The organism is Alkalispirochaeta alkalica DSM 8900 (assembly GCF_000373545.1).
Lineage (GTDB): Bacteria > Spirochaetota > Spirochaetia > DSM-27196 > Alkalispirochaetaceae > Alkalispirochaeta > Alkalispirochaeta alkalica.
On the sequence record NZ_KB891758.1, the window covers coordinates 86,500 to 108,048 of the forward strand.

A 21,549-nucleotide genomic window follows, 5' to 3' on the forward strand; every position below is an offset into this window, starting at 1 on the left:
CCGACTTCGGCTAGATCTCGCCGGGCCCCCTCCCGTAGCGGGGATCACCNGGGTCGAGAACCCGGTAGCCCTCCCGCTGGGTTGTCAGGGCTACGACACCCCCTCCCCGCAGGTATACCCGGGGCAGCCGGGGAGAGAGGCCGCAGGTAATCTCGTAGGGGATCGTCCCCGTGAGGCGGGCGAGCTCGCCCGCTCCGATCTCATCACCCAAGAGAACCACCTCGTCACCCCGCCGGACCCGTGAGGCCAGGGGCGTGAGGTCCAGGGTGATCGCGTCCATGGAGACCCGTCCCATGACGGCCACGCGCCTTCCCTGAATCAGCACCTCCCCNCGGTTCGAGAGCGCCCGGGGGTAGCCGTCGCCGTAACCCANGGGCACAACCCCCACGGTGGTTCCCGCCTTGACGCGCCAGGTTCTGCCGTACCCCACCGTCCAGGGGCGGTCGTAGGAGGTGATCTTCACGATACGGCTTACAACACGCAGGGCGGGCCGAAGCTGAAGGGNCTGATCCACCTGGTCGCTGGGGGAAATACCGTAGACGGCGATCCCCGGACGCACCAGATCGAGCGAGACCCGGTCGGGAAAATCGATCAGGGCTCCGCTGTTGGCGATGTGGCGGTACCGGATGGGGATTCCCGCCCCATCGGCCCCCCGGAGGAGTTCCTGGAAGCGGTTGAGCTGTTCCTGCGAGAAGGCCGGGTCCCCCTCGTCGGAGGAGGCAAAGTGAGAAAAGAGCCCTTCCAGACGGATCCCCGGCAGGGCAGCTATATCCAGCAGGTCCCCCAGCGGATCCGCTGAAAAGAGGCCCAGCCGCCCCATGCCCGTGTCCACGTTCAGGTGAATCACGGCGGTGGTCCCCTCCTGGCGAGCCAGCTCGCCCAGGAACCGGGCGTAGTCCCCGGACCCTGCGGCCAGACGGGCCCCCAGACGCAGCACCTCGCGGGCCTCCNCGGTNAAGAGCTCCCCCAGGATCAGGACGGGCAGAGCGATCCCCTGATCCCGAAGAATGAGAAATTCCTCGGCCGTTGCGACGGCCAGCATCGTCACGCCAAAGCGCTCCGCNGCCTGTGCCACCGGAATCAGGCCGTGGCCGTAGGCGTCGGATTTCACGGCGGGCATGAGCCCTGCTCCGGGAACCCGGTTCGAGAGAATTTTCAGGTTGTGTTCGATTGCATCCAGATCGATCCAGGCACGGCTGTGCCGGAGGGGGCCTTGCGCTGCGTGGTCCATGGGATAGAGCCTATCCCGAAACCCTCGACTTATTCGAGTCGTCTTTCTCCCGGAAGGGCCCTTTCCCGAAGGGGCCATCCTGACAGACGGCCATCCCCGGAACGACCGATCCCGGACAGGGCGACCACCGTCACGACACCAGGTCTTGCAGGGACGCCCGATGTCCAGCGGTCAGACCGGCAGCTGCGGCGCCTCCGGCACCGGAGAGAGGCGGGCAGAGACTCACAGGTACCGGGAAAACCATCGGGCCAGGCCCGTACCGTAGCGACCGGAGAAATCNCGGGCTGCCTCGTCGGCCGTTACCAGGGGGTTCCGCTGCTGCAGGTAGTACCAGTGGCTGGAGACCGCCAGATAGAGCTGCCCCCGGGTTTTTCCGGGAAAGGCCCCACGCACTTCCCAGTGGTCGATCGCCCTGTTGAGGGGGGTGTAGACGTTTTCGTACCAGGAGAAGATCGCGTCGTCCCAGGTGATGGTCCAGGGGATGCTCTGGTTGATCAGGAACTTGTGGACCTCCACGTGTTCGGCCAGGGCCTGCCAGTCCTCATCGCGGTGGAGCTGGAGATGCTCATCCTGCAACAGCAGCTGCAGATCTTTCGTCCGGTTGCGCGTGGCAACGGTGTTTCGTACATCGGTTTGTGTCATGCTATTACCTCCATGTAACGCTTCATGTAATCGTTTACCTTCCGATGAACACAATATACCGCAGGAAGAAAAAATGTTCAACTTTTTTCCTTGACAAATTTTTATTCTGACCCTCTATTGGTTTTTCGGGCTATTCCCGGCTTCTTTTTCAGGGTCTTCCACGCCCGTCCGGGCTCGTCCGGGCCGTTCCGGCTCATCCGGGCCGTCGAAGGCCCCTGGAGCGGCCTGACCGACCTGATCGGCTCGCCCTGGCCTCCCCGACCTTCTGGCCGTGTTACTCATGGCCCGGGGCATTTTCCGGGGAGCTCAATCAGAACCTGTCAGAGGGGGGGGTGCCAGGCCCACTTGCCAGCAGGCAGGTGCGGGGGATCGATTTAACTTCAGGCGGCGAGATACAGACCTATGACTTGCCAGCAGCAGGTGCGGGGGATCGATCCCTTTGACCTCAGGGCCGGACCTGGACTAGGCTGGGGCATGGCCCATATCGATTACCACGCCGTTCTGGAGGCGCTTCAAAACCACCGGGACCGGTGCCCGCTCTGCTGCTTTCTGGAAACAGCCGAGAGTTCCTACTTCGATTCGCTCCTGTACAGCTGGGTCGGAACCGAGGGGTTTCAGGACCGGTTCCTGGCAAACAACGGATTCTGCCCGGCCCATGCCCATCACCTGAGAGAAGAGAACGACGGCGTCGCCGTGGCGATGCTCTACGCGCCGCTGCTCAAGCACCGCCTGCGGTGGCAGCGACGCCGCCACAGGCCGTTGCGATTGCTTCGGGCCCTGCCTCGACCCAACCTGCGCCGGGACCGGAGCCCTGCAGCCCGGGGCTACCAGGCCCACCTCACGGACTGCCCGCTCTGCGACCAGATCGCCCTGTGGGAGACCCATTTTCTGCACAACCTTCTTCGACACCAGAAGGATCCCGCCCTGCAGGAGGCCTTCCGGGGTGGAACGGGTCTCTGCCTTCCTCATTTTGAGCGGCTCCTCTGGGGTGCGGGGAAGGTCCCGGCCTGGCTTGCCAGCCACCAGGACGAGCGTGCCCGGACCCTCCAGGAGGCGGTGGAGGAATACGCCGCGGGAAGCCGGGGACGGGACTCTACCGTCTGGAGGGACTTGCTCGAATACATGGAAGGCCCGGCCCGCGCCGTCCGTCACAGGCAGCACCGCAGGAGGTTTCGATCATGACCAGCCCCACAGGACGATACCGGAGATTCCACCCAGGCCGTGGGACGAGCCCCTGCGCCCCTGCCGNGCGCCCTCTCACCGNACCAGGAGCGCCCGGCCCCGGACGCCCCCCTCTGGCGGGGCTTCTCCTGGTNCTGGNCCTCTGTATGATCGCCCCCGCTACGGTTCGGGGAGATATCCCCCGGCTTCTTCCCGAGCTGAACCGCCTGGACGAGGGAGGGTATCTGCTCCTGGTTCTCGCAGAGGACCAGAATGACGATCGCCTCTTCGAGGTCCATCTGACCCTCTCGAACCGCTGGAATGCCCTGACGAGGCGCCGGATTCTGCCCCTGGACGCGCTCCCCCGTCGGCACGACGTGGCCGCCCTGGCCCGGCTCACGGGCGTCCAGGGAAGCGATTTTGCCCTGGTACTTCTGAATCACCGGGGAGAGGTGCTCTTCCGGAGCACCGACCCCGCCCGGGTGCTGGAGATCCTTCCCGNCGTCGATGCGGACCGNCGGGAGCAGTAACCCCTGCTCCCGTTCAGGAAGAGCNCTCAGTTGGAACGGGGCGGCTCCGATCGGCGACGATGCTCCTCGAACGCCCGCTGCTGTTGCTCCTGCCAGATCCGGAAGTCTCCCTCTACAACGCCATCCCAGGTTTCCCAGGGCGAATCGCGCTCGCGTATATAGCTGCTGCGGGCAGCNGCCCGGGGTGTTGCTGCCGGGGCGCTCTCCTGGAGGGTTCGCACCAGCTCTCCCGATTCCCAGCGCCCCTCCAGAATGTCACCCGAGGCNGNCACGAACCGACCCTCACCGTGCATCTCCCCTGATCGGAATCCCCCCCGATAGCGGTCGCCGTTCGCCCAGGTGTAGGTTCCCGTACCCTCGAAGAAGCCCTGCCGGAACTCTCCTTCGTAGTGATCCCCGTTATTCAGATCCATNGTTCCCCTGCCGTGGGGCTCACCGTTATCGAGGTCACCTGTGTAGGTACCCTGGGAAAACCGGATCGCTTCATTCGGGGCTACCCGCGCCACCGGAACGGGGTCGGGCAGCACCCGGGAGGAGCTGTAATAACGGGTTGACCAGTAGCGGGCGCTCAGGGGGGTGATGGTAACACCCCGGTTGGGACCGTTCGAGATGGCGTGGATAATCGAATCCTGTCCCATGTAGATGGCCACGTGGGTCACCACGTCGGACCGCCCCCCGGTGGCAAAGAAAACCAGGTCCCCCGGCCGAAGTGATTCCCGGGGTACGGGCTGGCCCACGCGGGCCATATCCCGCGATACCCGGGGAAGATCGGGGACGTGATTCCCGTAGACCCGCAGGACAAAGCCGCTGCAGTCAAAACAGGGCGGAGAGACCCCACCGAGACAGTATTCCGCCCCGGCGTAGGCCTGGGCCGGCCGGAGGATATCGCGCTGTACATCCACCGCTGCAAGGGGCGCAGCCAGCACTACCGCCAGGACGATAGCAATCGGGGCAATCCCTCTCGTTCCGAAAATTCTCGTTTTCATGGGCCCTCTCCTTTTTTCTTCTCNCTTTAATCATATCCCCCACGACAAAGTTGTCCAGCTTTGTCGGCTGGTNGACAGGATAATCACAAATGATAATCATCGGGAGGNCTCGGNCGGCTATGACCGGTTGTGAAAGACCCTGCTCCGTATTACAATCCGTCAATGCAGCAGNCTGACCGACCGGTCCGCCCCGGAGGGCGCCGGGTTCTCTTTGTCGATCCACCGAGCGTTATCAGGGAACANATGGTTCGCTTCCTGGTCACCGCCCAGTACGAGACGGCGATTGTCAAGGATTACCGCGCCATTCAGACCGTCCTCTACAAGTTCCCCGGGTCGGTGGTCTATTTCAACGCCGACACCCGCATGCCTGCGGGAACCCTGGACCAGGTGCTCAAGACAATTCTCTCCAGCAAGGAGAAACACGGCGCCGACGTGGGGCTCCTTTCCTACAACAGCGACCCCGANCAGGCCCGCCGCTANCTGCTGGACATCGGAATTACCTGCGGCTATATCACCCTGAACATCGGCTTTGAGAAGAGCGCCCGGATCATCATAAAGGCCCTGGAGGCGGCCGAGGCGCGGGGCGACCGCCGCTTTGTACGGGTNNGGGTTCCCCGGGGAAAGGCCTCCCTGAATATTATCACCAAAACCGACGGGCGCCCCCTGTCGGGAACGATCCTGGACATCAGCGAGGTCGGCATGGCCTGCATCCTCGATGCGGATTACTCCGTGGGAACGGTCTTCCCCGACGTCCAGCTGCGCCTCTGGGGCTCCCTCTGCAACGTCTCCGCCACCATCGCGGGGAGGCGGGAGACCCCCCAGGGAAGGGTCAGCGTCCTCCTTTTTGACAAAATCACCGACGGCGATGTGCGGGGCAAGGTCTACTCCTTCCTGCAGCGCGTGATGCAGCACGAGGTTGACGCACTCCTGTGATCGTTCATCTGGCCATGACCACAACGATGATCCTCTGGGGCGTCTCCTTTGTGGCCTCCAAGCTGGTCCTGGAGGAGATATCCCCCCTGACCTACATGGGNGTGCGTTTTCTGCTGGCCTCGGTGTTGCTCGCCGGGGTCATGGCTCTCCGTGGACGTCCCCGATTCCCCCGGAAAACCCACGGCATGATCGCCCTGACCGCCCTGGCAGAACCGGTGGCGTATTTCCTCTTCGAAACCTTCGGGCTTACCCTCCTCTCCCCCTCTATCGCCTCGCTGATCATCGCCACCACACCCCTGGCGGTGATGCTTCTGGCTGCGGCTGTGCTGGACGAGCCCCTCTCCCGGCGGGGGATCGCNGCTGTCTTTTTTTCCATCACCGGGATATCCCTCCTGGTTCTGGGGAACGGCAACGCCGGAGCTCTGGGGGTCCCTGAACCCGGGCAGNTCCTGGGCATCTTCCTGATNTTCGGAGCTGTCCTCTCGGCGGCCTGCTACATCACCCTGGCNCGAAGCCTGACCCAGCGCCACGACCCCGTCAACCTCACGGTGATCCAGACCTGGTGGGGAGCGGGGGTCTTTATCTTCCTCTGGCGGATACAGCCAGCCCCGGCGCGGGCCCTCTCCCTGAGCCCCCTGGGGTGGGGAGCGGTCATCTTTCTTGCCGCAGGGGCCACGGTGGCGGCCTTTCTGCTCTATAACTGGGCCCTTCGCTACGAGACGGCGGGGAGGGCCTCCCTCTACATAAACGCGATCCCCGTAATAACGGCCATAACAAGCTGGTTTGTTCTGGGGGAACGATTGTCCGCTGTTCAGGCAACCGGGGCGCTTCTGGTGCTTCTGGCTGTCCGCTTTTCGTCCCATCCCAAGGAGGTCCTGGTTGTCCCACCAGAAGGTTAGTCATTCTTCGTCTTTCGCCGATCCCTCTTTCACCGATCCCTCTCTCGCAGGGTCGTCCCTCGCAGANCCCCCTCACCCGCCCCTCCACCACTGTCCCCATTGCGGCAGGGAGGGCTTTTCCTTCGACGGAAGAAACCGGTTTTTCTGCGAGACCTGCGGATTTGTCTATTTTCACAACACCGCGGCCGCCTGCGGGGCGATCCTCACCATCTCCCAGGGGCCTTCCAGGGGACGCATCCTCCTGCTCCGCAGGGGCCAGGAACCCCGGGCGGGGATGCTCGACTTTCCCGGGGGATTCATCGATCCCGGGGAATCGGCCGAAGAAGCCCTGCTTCGGGAAATCAGGGAGGAGGTCAATCTGACGGCCCGGAACCTGCGGTACTTCTTCTCCGCCTCGAACCGCTATCTCTACCGGAATGTCCCCTACACGACCTGCGATCTTATCTTCACCGGGACCCTTCCGGGCCCCCCCGAGTCCGTTCAGGAATCGGAAATCAGCGGCTTTTCCCTGCTTCTGCCGGAAGAGATATCCCTGGACGAGATCGCCTTTCCCTCGCTCCGGGCAGCCATGGCCCGATTCCTGCAATTCCCGCCGGACCAGGAGCAGACCCCGGAGAACCAGGAGCAGAACCACGAGACCAGGCCTGAATGTTCCCGCAGACAGTGATATCCTGTACCCTGCGGTATACCCGATGCAAAGGAGCCCTATGCAACCCTTCGATCTAAGTTCAATTGAAGGCCCCCACGCAGGACAGCCCGTGATCACCGAAGGACCGGGCCCCGGAAAGGCAGCGGCAGCGCTGATCCTGCTTCACGGAAGAGGATCGGGAGCGCAGCAGATCCTCGGGCTGGGGAGAAAGATCGTTCACTCCCTGGGTCGCCGGGATCTTCTCCTCCTGGCACCCCACGCCATGCGATCGACCTGGTATCTCCCGCGCTTTGCCGAGCTCACGGACCCTCTGGACCCCTGGCTCGTTTCGGCCCGCCAGGCCGTGGATGCGCTTGTAACACGCATGACTTCGGGCGGTGTTCCCCGGGAGAAGGTCTTTCTTCTGGGTTTCAGCCAGGGGGCGTGCCTCGTGGCCGACAGGGCCCTGAGGGTCCCCGGACGCTACGGGGGGCTCTTCATCCTGAGCGGGGCCGCNCCACCCCTGCCGGGCCAGCAGCGGGAAGAGGAATCGTCTTCTGCCAGCCTGGAGGGAACTCCCGTGTGCATCGGCTGCAGCCAGGAAGACCCCCATATTCCCCTGGAGCGCCTCAGGGCAACCGAGCAGGCCCTGTGCGAGGCCTCAGCCACGGTGGAGTCCTTGATATATCCCGGCGCGGGCCACAGCGTGACTCCCGAGGAGCTCACAACGGTTCAGGACATACTCACCCGCGGGCTCTCTTCCTGAAAAGCCGTCCCCCAAGGAAGGCGAGTCCCTCGGAAAGGCCCAGCGAGACCACCACCGTTACCGTCACCGCCACAAGAAACCTCACCCCCGGGGGAACCCGGGGAAAAGCCCCAAGCAGCACCACCAGGGGCGCCAGCACCAGCGGATGCAGCCAGTAGATACCCCCAGCGTTTCTGGCTACCCGGCGCCAGAGCCCACCCCGCCGCTCCAGGAGCGACCTGGCACANGAGAGCGCCACCATGGACCAGGCAAGAACCACCCCGCCCGCAAGAAGAGCCGTAGCAGCCTGAACCAGCGCCTCACCCCGTTCTTCCGGCACCACCCCCAGGCGGTTTGCCCCGTACCCCAGGAGCAGGACGATCGCCGGAGGGAGCCACCGCGAGAGCCGGGGCCAGGCCTTCTCGTCGCGCAGCCACTCCCGGTGGAGGAAACGCCCCCTGCCGGCGAGGAGCCCGTAGAGAAAATACCCCCCGTAAAAGGGAACCGCCAGGGGCTGAGCCATAAAAAGATAGTTCCAGTGGGCCCAGCTGCCCAGCGGAACCTCCCGATGGACCAGAAAGAACCCCAGCGAGGTCAGCCCATAGAGCAGGAGAAGCCCCTTCCAGCGGTCGCGACGGCACCGCTCGCAATCCCGGGGAGGTTCCTCATCGAGCCACCGGGCGAAGGCAGGAATCAGCGCAGCCCCGGCGAGGATCAGAAAAAAGAAGAGGAGCAGACCAAAAAACCCGTACACCGACTGGTGATAGCGGGAGGAGAAGAACTGGTGCCGCCAGAAGGCGGGAAATCCCCCGGCACCGCCCCCTGCACGNTGTCCCAGGTACACGGGAAGGGGAGCCGCCACGAGAACACCGGCAACCCAGAGCGGTGCCAGACAGCGCACTTTCTGTACGAGAAAGCCCCCGGGTCCGCGACGACTCACCGAGAAGACAGCGAAGTACCCGGCGATGAAAAAGAGGAGTGGCAGCAGGGGCAGCTCCAGCAGAATCCCCAGAAGCCCCACCCAGGACGAACCGGGATCATCCCTCACCACCCACCAGGCAGAGCCGGGCATACCGTAGCTCAGGGTCCCCTGGACCACCACCACGAGCAGAACCAGAACAAGACGCAGGTTATCGATCCCCTCCAAACGAGGTGCAGCCTCTCTCATATCACCGATTGTAACCGAGGAGGATCGGCGAGTTCCACCTGAACCTCGCCAAAAGAGAATTCCCGAGCCCCCCCGGGGGTGCGCTCAAGGGGAACACGCAGACGCCAGATCGTNCGACGCCGCCAGGAAGAGGTTTTGCGCCAGTCCCGGAACATGTCCTTCGAGACGATCAGGGCCGGGTCTTCCTCGGCCCGTTCCAGGATGCGCAGATCCGCCGGTGTTCCCCGAGGCACGACCTCCACCTTCTGAACCAGGGCCTCCAGAGCGGACAGTTCCTCCCGGGAGATGANCTCCAGGACGTTCGCGTCTGCCAGGAGGAGCATATTTCTCACCCCGTAATCCCGGAGCGCCTGAATGACTCCGGGTGCAGCGGCGTACCCCAGGGTCCAGAGGAGGTTATTCAGGTCCACCACGGCGCCGAGCCGTTCCCCGGGGGAAAAACGCCGCCGCAGGCAGACCAGCTCCCCGGGAGATGGCCCCGGCAGGGTNCCCGTACAGGCCAGACGGGAGAGGCGGCCCGAAGAGGCCACAGCGCGGACCAGCGCTCCGGGCACCCGCAAGAGATCCCGCAGCTCCCCGCAGGAGATCCGGTTTTGCAGGAGCCTCGCGGGGCGCACCCGCTGGCCCGGNTGAACCGACTCGATCAGGCGCGCCAGCTCCTCTTCTTCTGCAACAGCGAGACATTCTCCCGCTGCGATGCCCGCCCCGGAAGCAGGAGACCTCCCGGCGGCGAGGGGTTCCCCGAACNAGGGGGAGACGATCCCACGATCTACCTTCACCGCTCCGAGTGTATCACCCTCCCCAGGGGTGGAAAACCCCGGTCGCCAGCGGCCACGGTCGACCGGGCCTCACCCCCAGAATGACTATACCCCCCGGAGCAAATCGGAGTAGGCTTTCCCCATGGCATTACCATCGAACCCTCACAAGGAAACAGCCCTCTTCAGCCTCCTTCTGTGGTTTTTCTGGGCAGGAATCGTGAGCGTCGAGGGGTTTCTGCTCCCCTACCTGACGGAGCAGGGGTTCTCCCCGAGCCAGGCGGGGCTGGTTATGTCCGCGCTCTTTCTCTGCGCGATCCCGGGGCAGCCCTTCTGGGGGCACGTCTGCGACCGCCTGGACACGCACCGGCCGATCTTCCTGGCGGTCATCCTCGTAGGGGCCGGGGCGCTCCTCCTCGTTCCCCTGGCGATTCCCCGGCTGCCCCTGGTGATCGGAGCGGTCATGATCTACTCGGTCACGGTGAACTCCATGCCGGGGAATCTGGACGGCTGGATCATGGCGCGCCGGAGGCTGGTACCCCGGATCGAGTACGGTTTTGCCCGCGCCATGGGATCCTTCGGCTTTGCCCTCTGCGCCATCATCCTGGGGACCCTCTACGACCACTGGGGCCTGCACCTGATCTTTCCCGTCTTCGGTATCTTCGCGGTTCTCGCGGCGGGANTCGCCCTCTGCACNCCCGACAGCGGAAGCCCCGGCATCAGCCCCTCCTGGAGGAGCTGCCCTCCCGGAGCATCGGATCCCGCCTGGGCATCGCCCGGGNCANCCGATTCCACAGACTGCGGAACCGCCACCTCGGGAAGATCTCCCGGAGAGAGCCCCCCTTCGGGGCCTGGCTCCCCGCCAGCGCCCTCGTCCTTCACCCAGGTGATCCGCCTGGTCTGGAACCACCGGCAGTATCGAGTCTTTGTCCTCTGCTCAATCCTGCTCTTCACCGCCTTCCGGGCCACCTATACCTTTCTCCCCCTCCTGGTTGCCCAGGTGGGCGGGGGAAACCGCCACATCGGGTGGGCCCATTCGGTGGGGGCCGCCACGGAGATCCCCGTGATGATCNTGGCGGGGGTCCTCCTCCGCAGAGTCCGGCCGGAGAAAACGATACTCGCAGCCATGGTGATCATGACCATCAGGATGTCCTTCTACGCCTTCGTCGGAACCCCCGGTGCGATCATCGCCCTCCAGAGCCTCCACGGCCTCTCGTTCGGGCTCTTTCTGGCCTCCTCGGTCTACTACATCGAAGACATAGCGCCGGCAGGGTCAAAATCGCTTTTTCAGGCTCTGGCCCCCTCGATGTATTTCGGTCTGGGAAGCGTCCTGGGGAGCTCCCTCGGAGGGGTTGTGGTAGACACCCTGGGACTCCGGACTCTCTTCGGCCTGGCCCCCCTGGGCATGGCCGGGGCAGCGGTCCTCTTTTACCTCACCTCCCGCCCGGGAGCAGGGCGCTCCCGCCGGAAATCGCTTCTCTCCCGACCGTGAGCGCTCCCGGCCGTACACGCTCCCGGCCATAGGCGCTCCCAACCTACGGAAGACGAACCTCCAGCCGTGACCGGGGACACCCCGTTACTGAACGGGGGCAAAGAGATAGGAGACCCGCGAAGCCAGACGGAGCCGCAGAGGCATCTTGCTCACGTCCTCGGGGATCATCTCGCGGGAACGGGAAAAGTCACCCAGAAGCATCCCCCGAACCCGCCCGGCAAAGCGGCTTCCCAGAACGATCGCGGTGATCTCGAAGTTCAGCCGGAAGGAGCGGTTATCCAGATTCACCGTGCCGATCCCCACCACCTGATCGTCCACGAGGAAGACCTTCTGGTGAAGAAATCCCGGCAGGTACCGGTAGACCCGCACGCCCGCCTCGAGCATGGGTCCCAGAAAGGCAAAGGCCGAAAAAAAGACCAGCATGTGGTCGGGTCGATCGGGGATAAGAATCCGCACGTCCACGCCCCGCAGAACAGCCAGCTTCAGGGCGTCCTGGACCCCCTCGTCGGGGACAAAATAGGGGCTCGCGATCCAGAGGACCCGCTGGGCCGAGTGAATCGCGTGCTGCACCATGAGCCCCGCCGTGGGGAACTCGTCGGCCGGCCCCGAGGGAACCACCAGGACGTTGTGCCCCTGGGGATAGGTCTGTTCCATCACCTCTTCCCAGTCCAGATCGAGGTATTCTCCCGTAGCCCAGTGCCAGTCTTCCACAAAGGGGAGCTGGAGCCCCACCAGGGCCGGCCCGGCGATCTCCAGGTGAGTGTCTCTCCAGGGGCCGAACCGGGAGGTCTCTCCCAGGTATTCCTCGCCCACGTTGAGCCCCCCCACGTACCCTACCCGACCGTCCACAACCAGAACCTTCCGGTGGTTCCGGAAATTGATCTGAAAGCGGTTCCGCTTCCCCCTGGTGGAGGAAAAAGAGGTCACCCGGACCCCTCCCTCGCGAAGGTCCCGCAGATACCGTCCGGGCAGCTTGTAGGACCCGATCTCGTCGTAGAGGAAGAAAACCCGGACCCCCGCAGCGGCGCGGTCGAGGAGGAGATCCCTCAGCTCGAGCCCTACCCGGTCGGCCCGAACGATGTAGAACTGAACCAGCACGTAGCGCTCGGCCCGGCGGATCGCCTGGAACATCCGGCGAAACCCGTCCTCACCGTTTTCCAGAAGCTCCACNGCGTTGCCCCCGGTAAAAGGAAGCTCGGCGATTCGTTCAACCGCCAGGATTCGCCCCCCCGGCGTATCGTTCTGGTAGCGTCGGGACTTGAGCAGGTTCAGGAGCCCCATGAGNCGATCCTGGTGGCGGCGGAACTCGTGGTCCACCGCCTTCCGGGAGTCCACGTATCCCTCGAAGCGGGAACGCCCGAAAATCCAGTAGAGAGGAACAGCCAGGTAGGGAAAGGTGTTCAGCGAGACGATCCAGGCGATCGCCCCCTGGGATGTCCGGGCCGTGAGAAGAGCAGATACGGATGAGAGAACCCCCAGAATCTGGGCCAGGGCAATAACCAGAGCAAGAACCATGCCTCATGGTGCCCCCTGAAGAGCCTCCGGTCAAGCCGTCCCGGCAGGGGGCACCAGAGCGACCTCCGAAGCCCGCAAAAGGTCTTCACTCTTGAAGCAAATCCGTACTACCCTCGGGGNNCCCCCCGGGGGAACTATGAAAGAAGAGGCTCACGGCACATCCCGCACATCCTTCGTCCCACCTCGTTGCCCGGGCCGTGCCGGAGCGGTCGCCTTTCTCTCCGTGGGGGCAGCCCTCGCCGCAGCGGTCTTCTCTGGCATCTCCTGCCCGACCGGGGTCTGTCCGCAGGGTCCGATCCTCTTTCTGGCGGTATCTCTCCTGGCGGGGTTTCACCATCTCCTTCTCCTTCACCTTCGGGAGACCAGGGGTGAACACCTGCTCTTCGCCTCCTTCGCCCTGACACTCCTGTTGCACTCCCTGGTATCACTGACAGAGGCGGGCCAGCTCCTCCCGACCCTGCCGGGNCGCCTCCTGACAGCGGGATATTACGCCANNGCCCTGGGGTGCATCCTGGGGGGCGGGTGGTTTCTCACNGGCCGCCTTCGCCGGGGAGAGANGGGCAGCCTTATCTGGGCAGCAGCCCTGGGTCTGGGAAGTCTTCTCCTGATCCTGGCAGGCCCCCGAACCGGCCNGACCATCCCAACCGTCGCCGGGATCGCGGGATTTCTGGCGNGCCACGGGCTGGCGGCAACCGCGACAACCCGAGAGATCACCGCAGAAATACAGGAACTTCTTCGGGGGCTCACGTCCCAGACCCGGGAGAGAGATCAGCTCTTTATCCTGGCCGGTAAAGACGAGCTGACGGAACTGCATAACCGCCGCCGGGGCAACGAGGCCCTGACCCACGAGATACACCGCTACGTCCGCTACCAGACACCCCTGGCGATCGTGGTGATCGATCTGGATCACTTCAAGCAGATCAACGANACCTGGGGACACCAGGTGGGGGACGAGGTCCTGCGCGGCTTTGCCGGGATACTCCGGGCCAACACCCGCTCCTCCGATGTCCTCTGCCGCTGGGGCGGCGAGGAGTTTCTTGTGCTGCTCCCCGACACTCCACCCGCTGCGGCCGTGAACCTGGCAGAAAAACTCCGGGCTGCAACGGCCCGAACACCGCTGGAAACCCGTGCGGGCGCCCTGAAGATTACCCTCAGCGCTGGCGTGGCGGGTCTCCAGGCACGATCTTCTGCAGAGACCAGGGAGATCCCCCTGCGCCCGGGCGACGCAGCGCTGATCGCCGATGCACTCCTGCGGGACGCCGACGGCGCGCTCTATCAGGCCAAGGAGGAGGGCAGAGACAGGGTCTGCCTGCCCCGGACGACCTCCCAGGGAGCCGTGCCATCGCCCCTGTGATGTACCCCCTGGTGCTGCTCCTGGCTTTTGCCCCCCTGCTGGGTGGTGCCGAGCTGGTTGTCCGCGGCGCCCGGGGCGTGGCCCGGGGGCTGGGCGTGCCGCCCCTGGTGGTGGGTCTCACGATCCTCGCTTTTGGAACCTCGGCGCCGGAGCTGGTCATAAATATCGCGGCGGCCCTCAGGGGAAGCTCCCAGATCGCCCTGGGAAATATCCTGGGGAGCAATATTTTCAACATCGCGGGTTTGCTGGGTCTGCTCGCTCTCTGCCGGAACCTTCCCGTGGGACGCTCCACCACCTGGGCCGAGATTCCCCTGGCGATCGTCTCGGCCCTGCTGCTGTTGCTGGTCACATCGAACGGGATCATCAGCCGTGGCGAGGGGGGCCTTCTGCTGTTCTTCTTCGGGGGGTTCCTGGTCTACGTGGGCGTGCTCTCCCGGCGGTCCAGGGAGCCCCTTCTCCCGGAGGAGGCCCACTGCGGCGCGGCCCCCAAGGGCTCCTGCCAGCAGGAAAAAACCTGCTGGCTTCGATCCGCCCTGGTCATGACGGGGGGGCTCGCGCTCCTGACAGCGGGGGGTCGCGGTGTGGTTCTGGGAGCTCTGGGAACGGCCCGCCTGATCGACCTCCCCGAGTACGTCATCGCGGCGTCGATCGTGGCGATCGGCACCTCCCTGCCGGAACTGGCCACGGGGATAACGGCTCTCCGTCGCGGTGAAACGGACCTGGCCATCGGCAACGCCGTGGGGTCCAATATCTTCAACGTTCTTCTCGTGATCGGATCAACCGCCCTGATCACCCCCGTTGCGACGGGGCCCCGGCCCCTGGATCATGGCGCCCACCTTCTCTCGACGGGGCTCCTCTTTCTGTTCATCTTCACCGGCAAAAAGAGCGCCGCCCCCGGGCCTGCCGGGCCTGGCGGGCCTGCCGGGCAGAAAACGATACGCGCTGGCCAGGTAGAGCGCCTCGGCCAGATAGAGCGCCCCGAAGGGGCAATCCTTCTGGGGCTCTACCTGATCTACGGGGTCACCTTATTTCTCACGGCCTGAATCGCGCAGGAACTCCGCCACGTCCTTGTCGGCAAGAAAGGCGCCGTAGAGCTTGTCGCACTTCTTGATGTGGTTCGTGATCCACTCACGCAGNAACTCCATCACCTCAACCGCCACCAGGGGTTTCCCCTTCTCGAGATCAGCCCGGAGCTCTTTCACCCGAGCCACCAGGAGAGCGTGCTCTTCCTTGTGCTTGGCGCACTGTGGATACGCGAAGTGCTCCAGGGTGGCCTCCTCGGCGGAGAAATGGTACCCCGCATAGTCTATCAGTTCATCAAAGACCGATCTGAGCACCNTTCCGGCAGCCCCCTCCTGGAGGGCCTTGTAGAGCTTGTTGATCAGGGAGAAGAGCTTCTTGTGATGGCTGTCAAAGGAAGGAACCTGCACAGCCACGGCAGGGGTCCACTCCACGGACGTCGAGGTATAGGTCGCGGTAAGAATCTCGGTTATCACGTGGGAGGCCTCCAGGAGCGCCTGGAACGACTCCTCGCGCTGCGACGGATCGCGATCCCCCTCGGGGCGGACCAGTTCGGCCACCAGGCCGTGCAGACGACGGTGGGTTTCGTCGAGTCGCTGGAAGGTCTGCGCCGAGGGAATAGCCTGCTGCCCCTCCCGGGCCAGCCATTTTCCGAGCTCGCACGCCTTGTGGTCCCGCAACTCCTCGGGAGGGATCGATATCCGACCGTCCAGAACCATCCGCACCCGGGCGACCCAGGACATGTGTTTCAACATGATCGAGGCCATCTGGAGGCGCTTGCGCGCTTCCTCCTCGACCTGGTCGGCGTCGGTCTGATATCCCTGAAGAACCTGGATCAGACCATCGATCTGGCTATTGTTATCCATGCTCAGGGCAGAGATCCGCTCGGTCGACTCCGTAACGTCCGTGGCGGCCTCGCTCACCTCGCCGATCATCACCACCGTGTCCTGCGCGGCGCTGCGGGTATCGCTGATTACCCGGGTAACCTCCCGGGCCCCAACGCTCATCTCTTCGGCACTGAAGGAGAGTTCCCGTGAGATCGTCTGGAGGGATTCTGCCGCCGAGAGCACCTCCCGGGTCCCCGTGGAGAGCTCTGCCGTGGCGGCCCCGATCTCCCGGAAGGCCAGAGAGACCTCCCGAGCCTCGGTNTCGATCCGTCCAAAGGAGCTGTCGATCGCCGTGCCGGCGCTCTGGGCGTCCTCTATCTTTTTGCCCAGGGTCGCCAGATTATCCGAGATATGGCGGGCGTTGGCGGCGGTTCCCTCGGCGAGCTTCCGTATCTCTGCGGCAACAACGGCAAATCCCCGGCCCGAGGCCCCGGCGTGGGCAGCCTCGATCGCGGCGTTCATGGCCAGCAGGTTCGTCCTGGCGGCGATATCGTTGATCACATCGATCATCTGGTTGACCGCACCCACCCGCTCGACCACCTCACCGATGATCGTGCTCGTGGCCGTCACAGCCCGGCGCCCCTCCTCGGTNGTGGCCAGCAACTGGTCGGCGGCCTCCCGCTTCTTCTCTGCCACCTGGGCAACGCTCTCGATCGACGAAGACATCTCCGTCACAGCCGAGACACTCTGTTCAACCGAGGCACCCTGCTCACCGATTCGCCGGGCCAGACTCTCCACGGAGGCCTGGATCTCCTCAACCGCTGCGGCTCCCTCCTCGACCTGCCGGGAGAGGCTCTGGACCCGGGCCGTTCCCTGGGCGCTGCGCGAGGAGATCCGTGCCGTAGCGGCCAGGGTATCGCCTACCTGAAAGGCCAGTCTGCGTCCCGCGCTCTCGCTGGCCATGGCCGATTCTGCCACCCGGGAAACAACCCGGAAAAGATCCCCTCCCGTATCCTCATGGGCATCGCCGAGGCGGTTCAGAAGTTGCCGAAGGCGGAAGGCCCACCCTGCCAGCAGAACCAGCCCCAGGGGAAGGGCTCCCCAACGGAGCAGAAGCCCCAGTGCGGAGCCCTCCTCGGGGCGGGGAAACGACACCAGAAGCAACAGTGCCAAGACCGCTGCGGAACCGGCCATCTGCAAACGGCCCACGGCACGAACCGCTCCGCTTCCTGCATTATTCTTCATACCAAACTCCCTTGTTGACTGTTCCAGGTTTGTTGTCCCCGATTTACTGTTCCAGCAGCGTCGCCCAGCCCGCCTCNTCCAANCCGATCAGACCGGTAGCGGGAAGNCGCCGGGCAAGTTCGATCCAGCGGGGATCTTCCCCGGCCAACTCCTGCAGGGCCCTGCGGCCCGTGGGGATGTCACCCGCTGCAGCCCGGCCCAGGGCCTCCCAGAACCGGAGCTCCCGGTTCTCCGGAGCCAGCCGACGGGCCTCGCGATAGGCCTCGCCTGCACCGGTGATATCTCCCCGGGCGAGGGCATCATCGCCCTCTTCGGCCGCCGCGTAGGCCCTGTGGAGGGCAATCAGCCGCGCCAGCTCCTCCAGCGGTTCCCGGGCATCCTCCACACGCAGATCCAGTAGTCGCCCCTCCCGTACCGGGGCAACCCGATCGAGAGAGACGATCACCATCGCTGCCGACTGACGGCCCCGCAGGTCACCCCCAGCCACCTCGGCCGCCTGAAGAGCCCCCAGAAGCCGTTCCGCCAGGGCACCCCGAGACTCGGTGTAGGCCCGAGCCATCGCCTCGGGTACGCCGGGGCGGTCCATCATGTTTGCCTGCACCGAGAAGCCGGGCTCGCGCAGATGCCCTGCCTGGGCAATGCAGCGATCCCCCGTGTGGGCAGCGCTCTCGCCCGTAGGAGCGATCACCGCGAGCTGCCGCACCTGGGGATGCTCGTCTCCCACCAGGAGCATGGCCATCACCGCCGGGGGCGCCAGCCCCTGCCCGAGCAGGGAGAGGCCCCACGGCCCGAAGTCGGCCTGTACCACAGACTGGGTGACCACCACCCCCACGCCGGGCTGCGCCCAGGGAACCACGGAACCCACGGAAAAATAGTGGGACTGGACGGCGGCCCCCATGGTTCGCGTCTCGTGATCCACCGCCACGATCGAATAGGTAGCAGCAAGTTTGTTCGTCCAAGCCATAGATGCGGATTATCACCCGCAATCACCCCGGCAGGCAAGGTCTTTCCCGGAAGAACCAGCCGGGGCGAGCTCGGGATCCCCGGCACCACTGCCCCNTTCCGGGCGGGAGGAGAATCCGGGCGGGATCAGGATTCCAGACGNGNCCGGCAGTCCAGAAGAAAAAGAAACTCCTTCACCCTGCCCGGTCGGCTGCGAAGGTTCCTGCTTCCCCGAAAAACTGCGTAGGACGTCTCCAGAACTTCCACCGGTCCCAGCTCCCGGAGCATCTCCAGGATATCCTCCCGCGAGAGAAATCCCTCGCTGTTNAAGGATACCAGGACAAAGCGGGCCCGGAGGGACTGCACGAGCGCTTCCAGGGCTCCGGCAGCCCTGCGCCGGATGTTGTAGACCGACCGGTTCCAGTCGGGGGGAATCCCCGAGACGGGGCTCACCTGAAGCGGCTCCCGGTATCGGGCGATCAGATTCAGCATGAAATAGTTCGAACCGTAGGGGTGCTGGTTATAGGGAGGGTCCAGATAGACCAGATCGAAAATCTCCCCTTCCCGGGCAAGGCGCGGGGCGAGTTCGTTGGCGTCCTCCCGAAAGACCCGCCAGGAGCCTTCCCGGGGAGAAAAACAGGGGTAGTGCAGCNCGATATCCCCCCGGATGCGGGCCAGGGCGTCCTGGCCCGCCCCCCCGAACCGGCCCAGGCCGGTTCGCTTGTCCTTGTAGAACCCCTTGAAGACCCCGGCGGTGTTCGCGTGGACCGAGGCCTCTGCCAGGAGGGGAGCCAGAAAAAAGGGTTGAACCTCCTTCTCCAGCTCACCGATGTAGGAGCGGGCCGTGTCGATGAAGCAGGCGTTGCGACGCGTGTAAAAAACCCGCTCCCCGGACTGAATGTTCTCGTCGTCGGCGGGGGCGTAGTTCCGGGCGATGAATCCCTCCCGCAGANAGCCCCTCCGTTCGTCCTCGGCGAGCTGCTGCGTCAGGTCCCGGTGCAGGTTCCCCAGGCGCCCTTCGTCAAGATCGCCTCTGTTCGCCAGGTAACACCGGTTGATCACTTCGCTGTAGTATTCCAGATCGTTAGCCACCAGACGATGGCAGACGGTCTTGAGATAGCGCGTCACGATCCCCGACCCGGAGAAGAGATCGGCCCCGGCGAGAGAGGATCGGCCCAGACGACGCAGAACCTCCCGGACCGCCTGGTCTATCAGCGGAAGCAAGGCTCGCTTGTTCCCGATGCAGGTTATCAGTTGATCCCGGAGGAAGGGCTCGTCCCGCACAGAGGGCTCGCCCTGTAAAGAGGTTTCATCCTGTAGAGACGGCCTGTCCTGCAGAGACGGTTTACCCTGCACAGGCCGTTCCTCCCGCAGAAACAGCTCATCCCGGGGAAANAATTCATCCTGTAGAGACGGTTGGGACACCATAGCGATCCAGCCTATACTGCAGCGATGGAGCATGACAACGCGCTGCGCTCAACCCTGAAAATACTCTGGCCCTTTCTCCGCCCCTACCGGCTTCACCTGGCCGGCGCCTTCGGTGCGATGTTTCTGGTGGACGGCTTTGCCTATATCGTGCCGGTCATCGTCGCCTACGCCACGGATCACATCTACCCCTCCCTGGGGGAACCGGCAGGGCTCAGACGCCTGGCAGCTCTCTCGGGAGGCCTCCTCGCTCTGGCGTTCCTGCGGGGGATAGCGGTTCACCTGATGATCCGCGCCTTCTGGTTCACCGCCGAGGCGGCGGTACGGGACCTGCGCAACAGCCTCTACCACAAGCTCCAGCACCTGGAGACAGCCTTCTACGACCAGGCCCGAACGGGCGATCTCATGTCACGGGCGACCTGGGACATCCAGCTGATCCGGAACTTTATCGCCTTCGGNCTGGAACATCGCCTGCGGATATCCCTCATATCGGGAACGATCTTCCTCCTCATGCTCTTCCAGGACTGGCGCCTTGCCCTGGCGGTCTACACGGCGATTCCCCTCTTCATCGTGGCGATCATCTCCTACAGCCGGCGGATGCGCCATGCCGGCGCGGCCCAGCAGCGCGAAATGGGTCGCCTCAATACCCACATCCAGGAAAACATCACGGGAATACGCATCGTGAAGGCCTTTGCCCTGGAACAGGAAGAGACCGAACGCTTTGACCGGCAGAACAAGCGGATGCTCCAGCGCGATCTGGAGTCCTCCCTGCTCCAGGCCTGCCTGAACCCGATCCTCCTGATCACCGACGGTGCGGGGGCACTGATCGTCCTCGCCCTGGGAGGATACCGGGTGATCTCGGGCCAGATGTCCCTGGGAACGCTCCTGGCCTTCATTACCTATCTACCTCAATACCCACATCCAAGAAAACATCACGGGAATACGCATCGTGAAAGCCTTTGCCCTGGAACAGGAAGAGACCGAACGCTTTGACCGGCAGAACAAGCGGATGCTCCAGCGCGATCTGGAGTCCTCCCTGCTCCAGGCCTGCCTGAACCCGATCCTCCTGATCACCGACGGTGCGGGGGCACTGATCGTCCTCGCCCTGGGAGGATACCGGGTGATCTCGGGCCAGATGTCCCTGGGAACGCTCCTGGCCTTCATTACCTATCTCTCGGTCATGGCCTTCCCCCTGCGAATTCTGGCCTTCAACACCGCCCTGGTGAACCAGGCGGCCAGCGCGGCCAATCGGGTCCGCCAGATCCTGGAGAGCCCCGACCAGAACCAGCGGAACACCGGCCNGTGCCGCAGACCCATCGAGGGGGCGATATCCTTNCAGNGGGTGNGCTTTCACTACCAGCCCGACACCCCCGTGCTCAGAGACGTCTCCTTCCAGATAGAACCGGGCGAACGGGTGGCGCTCTTCGGCCTCACGGGGGCGGGCAAGAGCACCCTCATATCCCTGATTCCCCGATTCTACCCCCCCAGGGCGGGAACGATCAGGATCGACGGAGAGAAGATCGAGAACTGGGACCTGCCCTACCTGCGCTCCCGGATCGGCACGGTTCTGCAGGAGACCTTTCTCTTCTCTGCCACCATACGGGACAACATCGCCTTCGCCCGCCCCGATGCCTCGGATCAGGAGATCCAGCAGGCTGCCCGGTATGCCCAGATTCATGATTTCATCATGACCCTCCCCCGGGGTTACCAGACCCCCGTGGGTGAATACGGGACGGGTCTCTCGGGAGGCCAGCGGCAGCGGATCGCCATCGCCCGGACCCTTCTCCAGAACCCCCGAATTCTCATTCTCGACGACTGCACCTCCAGCCTCGACGCGGTGACGGAACGGCGAATTCAGCAGCAGCTCCATACCCTCATGGCGGGACGGACCACGATCATCATCGCCCAGCGGGTCAGCTCGCTGGCACTGGCGGACCGGATCATCGTACTGGACAAGGGCACCGTTCAGGCCGTGGACTCCCACGAAGCCCTGCTGGAGCAAAACAGCCTGTACCGGACGATCTACGAGAAACAGGAGACCTGACCCATGC

The 21,549-nt window shown here is 64.3% G+C and carries 16 protein-coding genes; 9 read left to right on the forward strand and 7 right to left on the reverse strand.

Features of this window, described 5'->3' with window-relative positions; all coding sequences use genetic code 11:
- Nucleotides 1–10: 10 nt before the first annotated feature.
- The gene (gene alr, locus B071_RS17750) at nucleotides 11–1,309 is read right to left on the reverse strand and encodes an alanine racemase (protein WP_083914979.1); all 1,299 of its coding nucleotides are present in this window, start codon (nucleotides 1,307–1,309) and stop codon (nucleotides 11–13) included.
- A gap of 966 nt (nucleotides 1,310–2,275) precedes the next feature.
- On the opposite strand from alr, the gene B071_RS0113360 reads away from it, so the two are divergent.
- Nucleotides 2,276–3,055 (forward strand): DUF6062 family protein, encoded by a 780-nt coding sequence (locus B071_RS0113360; protein WP_157703238.1) that lies wholly within the window; start codon nucleotides 2,276–2,278, stop codon nucleotides 3,053–3,055.
- 535 nt (nucleotides 3,056–3,590) lie between these two features.
- On the opposite strand, the gene B071_RS18720 is transcribed toward B071_RS0113360, so the two are convergent.
- Nucleotides 3,591–4,550, reverse strand: coding sequence for an NlpC/P60 family protein (locus tag B071_RS18720; RefSeq protein WP_018527575.1), 960 nt, complete (start codon nucleotides 4,548–4,550; stop codon nucleotides 3,591–3,593).
- Between the two features lie 947 nt (nucleotides 4,551–5,497).
- Here B071_RS18720 and B071_RS0113380 point away from each other — a divergent pair.
- From B071_RS0113380 to B071_RS0113390, 3 genes are all read left to right on the forward strand, one after another.
- The gene (locus B071_RS0113380; protein WP_438829726.1) at nucleotides 5,498–6,382 is read left to right on the forward strand and encodes a DMT family transporter; all 885 of its coding nucleotides are present in this window, start codon (nucleotides 5,498–5,500) and stop codon (nucleotides 6,380–6,382) included.
- Entirely contained in the window at nucleotides 6,363–7,049 is a 687-nt protein-coding gene (locus tag B071_RS17760) for an NUDIX hydrolase (RefSeq protein WP_018527578.1), read from the forward strand. The genes B071_RS0113380 and B071_RS17760 overlap by 20 nt, the downstream gene beginning before the upstream one ends.
- A gap of 40 nt (nucleotides 7,050–7,089) precedes the next feature.
- Entirely contained in the window at nucleotides 7,090–7,776 is a 687-nt protein-coding gene (locus B071_RS0113390; protein WP_018527579.1) for an alpha/beta hydrolase, read from the forward strand.
- On the opposite strand, the gene B071_RS20340 is transcribed toward B071_RS0113390, so the two are convergent.
- Complete coding sequence (locus B071_RS20340; protein WP_169336360.1) at nucleotides 7,754–8,923, reverse strand: acyltransferase family protein; 1,170 nt, start codon at nucleotides 8,921–8,923, stop codon at nucleotides 7,754–7,756. The two genes, B071_RS0113390 and B071_RS20340, sit on opposite strands and share 23 nt — an antisense overlap.
- Nucleotides 8,924–9,823: 900 nt before the next feature.
- Here B071_RS20340 and B071_RS0113405 point away from each other — a divergent pair.
- Nucleotides 9,824–11,170 carry an MFS transporter gene (locus tag B071_RS0113405; RefSeq protein ID WP_018527582.1) on the forward strand — a complete coding sequence of 449 codons (1,347 nt, stop codon included), beginning with the start codon at nucleotides 9,824–9,826 and terminating at the stop codon, nucleotides 11,168–11,170.
- An 84-nt stretch (nucleotides 11,171–11,254) separates the two neighbouring features.
- Here B071_RS0113405 and cls read toward each other — a convergent pair whose 3' ends face one another.
- Nucleotides 11,255–12,685, reverse strand: a complete 1,431-nt coding sequence (gene cls, locus B071_RS0113410) for a cardiolipin synthase (protein WP_018527583.1) — start codon at nucleotides 12,683–12,685, stop codon at nucleotides 11,255–11,257.
- Nucleotides 12,686–12,821: 136 nt separating this feature from the next.
- Here cls and B071_RS18725 point away from each other — a divergent pair, with 136 nt between their 5' ends.
- Together B071_RS18725 and B071_RS17770 are read left to right on the forward strand one after the other, a co-directional pair.
- On the forward strand, nucleotides 12,822–14,039 hold the full coding sequence (locus tag B071_RS18725; protein WP_083914985.1) for a GGDEF domain-containing protein: 1,218 nt from the start codon (nucleotides 12,822–12,824) through the stop codon (nucleotides 14,037–14,039).
- Nucleotides 14,039–15,082, forward strand: a complete 1,044-nt coding sequence (locus B071_RS17770; RefSeq protein WP_018527585.1) for a calcium/sodium antiporter — start codon at nucleotides 14,039–14,041, stop codon at nucleotides 15,080–15,082. Before B071_RS18725 ends, B071_RS17770 begins: the two co-directional genes overlap by 1 nt.
- Here the strand turns inward: B071_RS17770 and B071_RS0113425 are convergent.
- From B071_RS0113425 to B071_RS0113435, 3 genes are all read right to left on the reverse strand, one after another.
- Entirely contained in the window at nucleotides 15,065–17,131 is a 2,067-nt protein-coding gene (locus B071_RS0113425; RefSeq protein WP_018527586.1) for a bacteriohemerythrin, read from the reverse strand. The two genes, B071_RS17770 and B071_RS0113425, sit on opposite strands and share 18 nt — an antisense overlap.
- Nucleotides 17,132–17,174: 43 nt before the next feature.
- Nucleotides 17,175–18,095 (reverse strand): DUF1028 domain-containing protein, encoded by a 921-nt coding sequence (locus tag B071_RS17775; protein WP_018527587.1) that lies wholly within the window; start codon nucleotides 18,093–18,095, stop codon nucleotides 17,175–17,177.
- A gap of 125 nt (nucleotides 18,096–18,220) precedes the next feature.
- Nucleotides 18,221–19,534 (reverse strand): DNA adenine methylase, encoded by a 1,314-nt coding sequence (locus B071_RS0113435; RefSeq protein ID WP_438829715.1) that lies wholly within the window; start codon nucleotides 19,532–19,534, stop codon nucleotides 18,221–18,223.
- An 84-nt stretch (nucleotides 19,535–19,618) separates the two neighbouring features.
- Between B071_RS0113435 and B071_RS0113440 the strand changes: the two genes are divergently transcribed.
- Both B071_RS0113440 and B071_RS0113445 read left to right on the forward strand, forming a co-directional pair.
- Nucleotides 19,619–20,491: an ABC transporter ATP-binding protein gene (locus B071_RS0113440; RefSeq protein ID WP_438829727.1), complete on the forward strand. Its 873-nt coding sequence runs from the start codon at nucleotides 19,619–19,621 to the stop codon at nucleotides 20,489–20,491.
- Nucleotides 20,448–21,542, forward strand: coding sequence for an ABC transporter ATP-binding protein (locus B071_RS0113445; protein WP_018527590.1), 1,095 nt, complete (start codon nucleotides 20,448–20,450; stop codon nucleotides 21,540–21,542). Before B071_RS0113440 ends, B071_RS0113445 begins: the two co-directional genes overlap by 44 nt.
- Nucleotides 21,543–21,549: the final 7 nt, after the last annotated feature.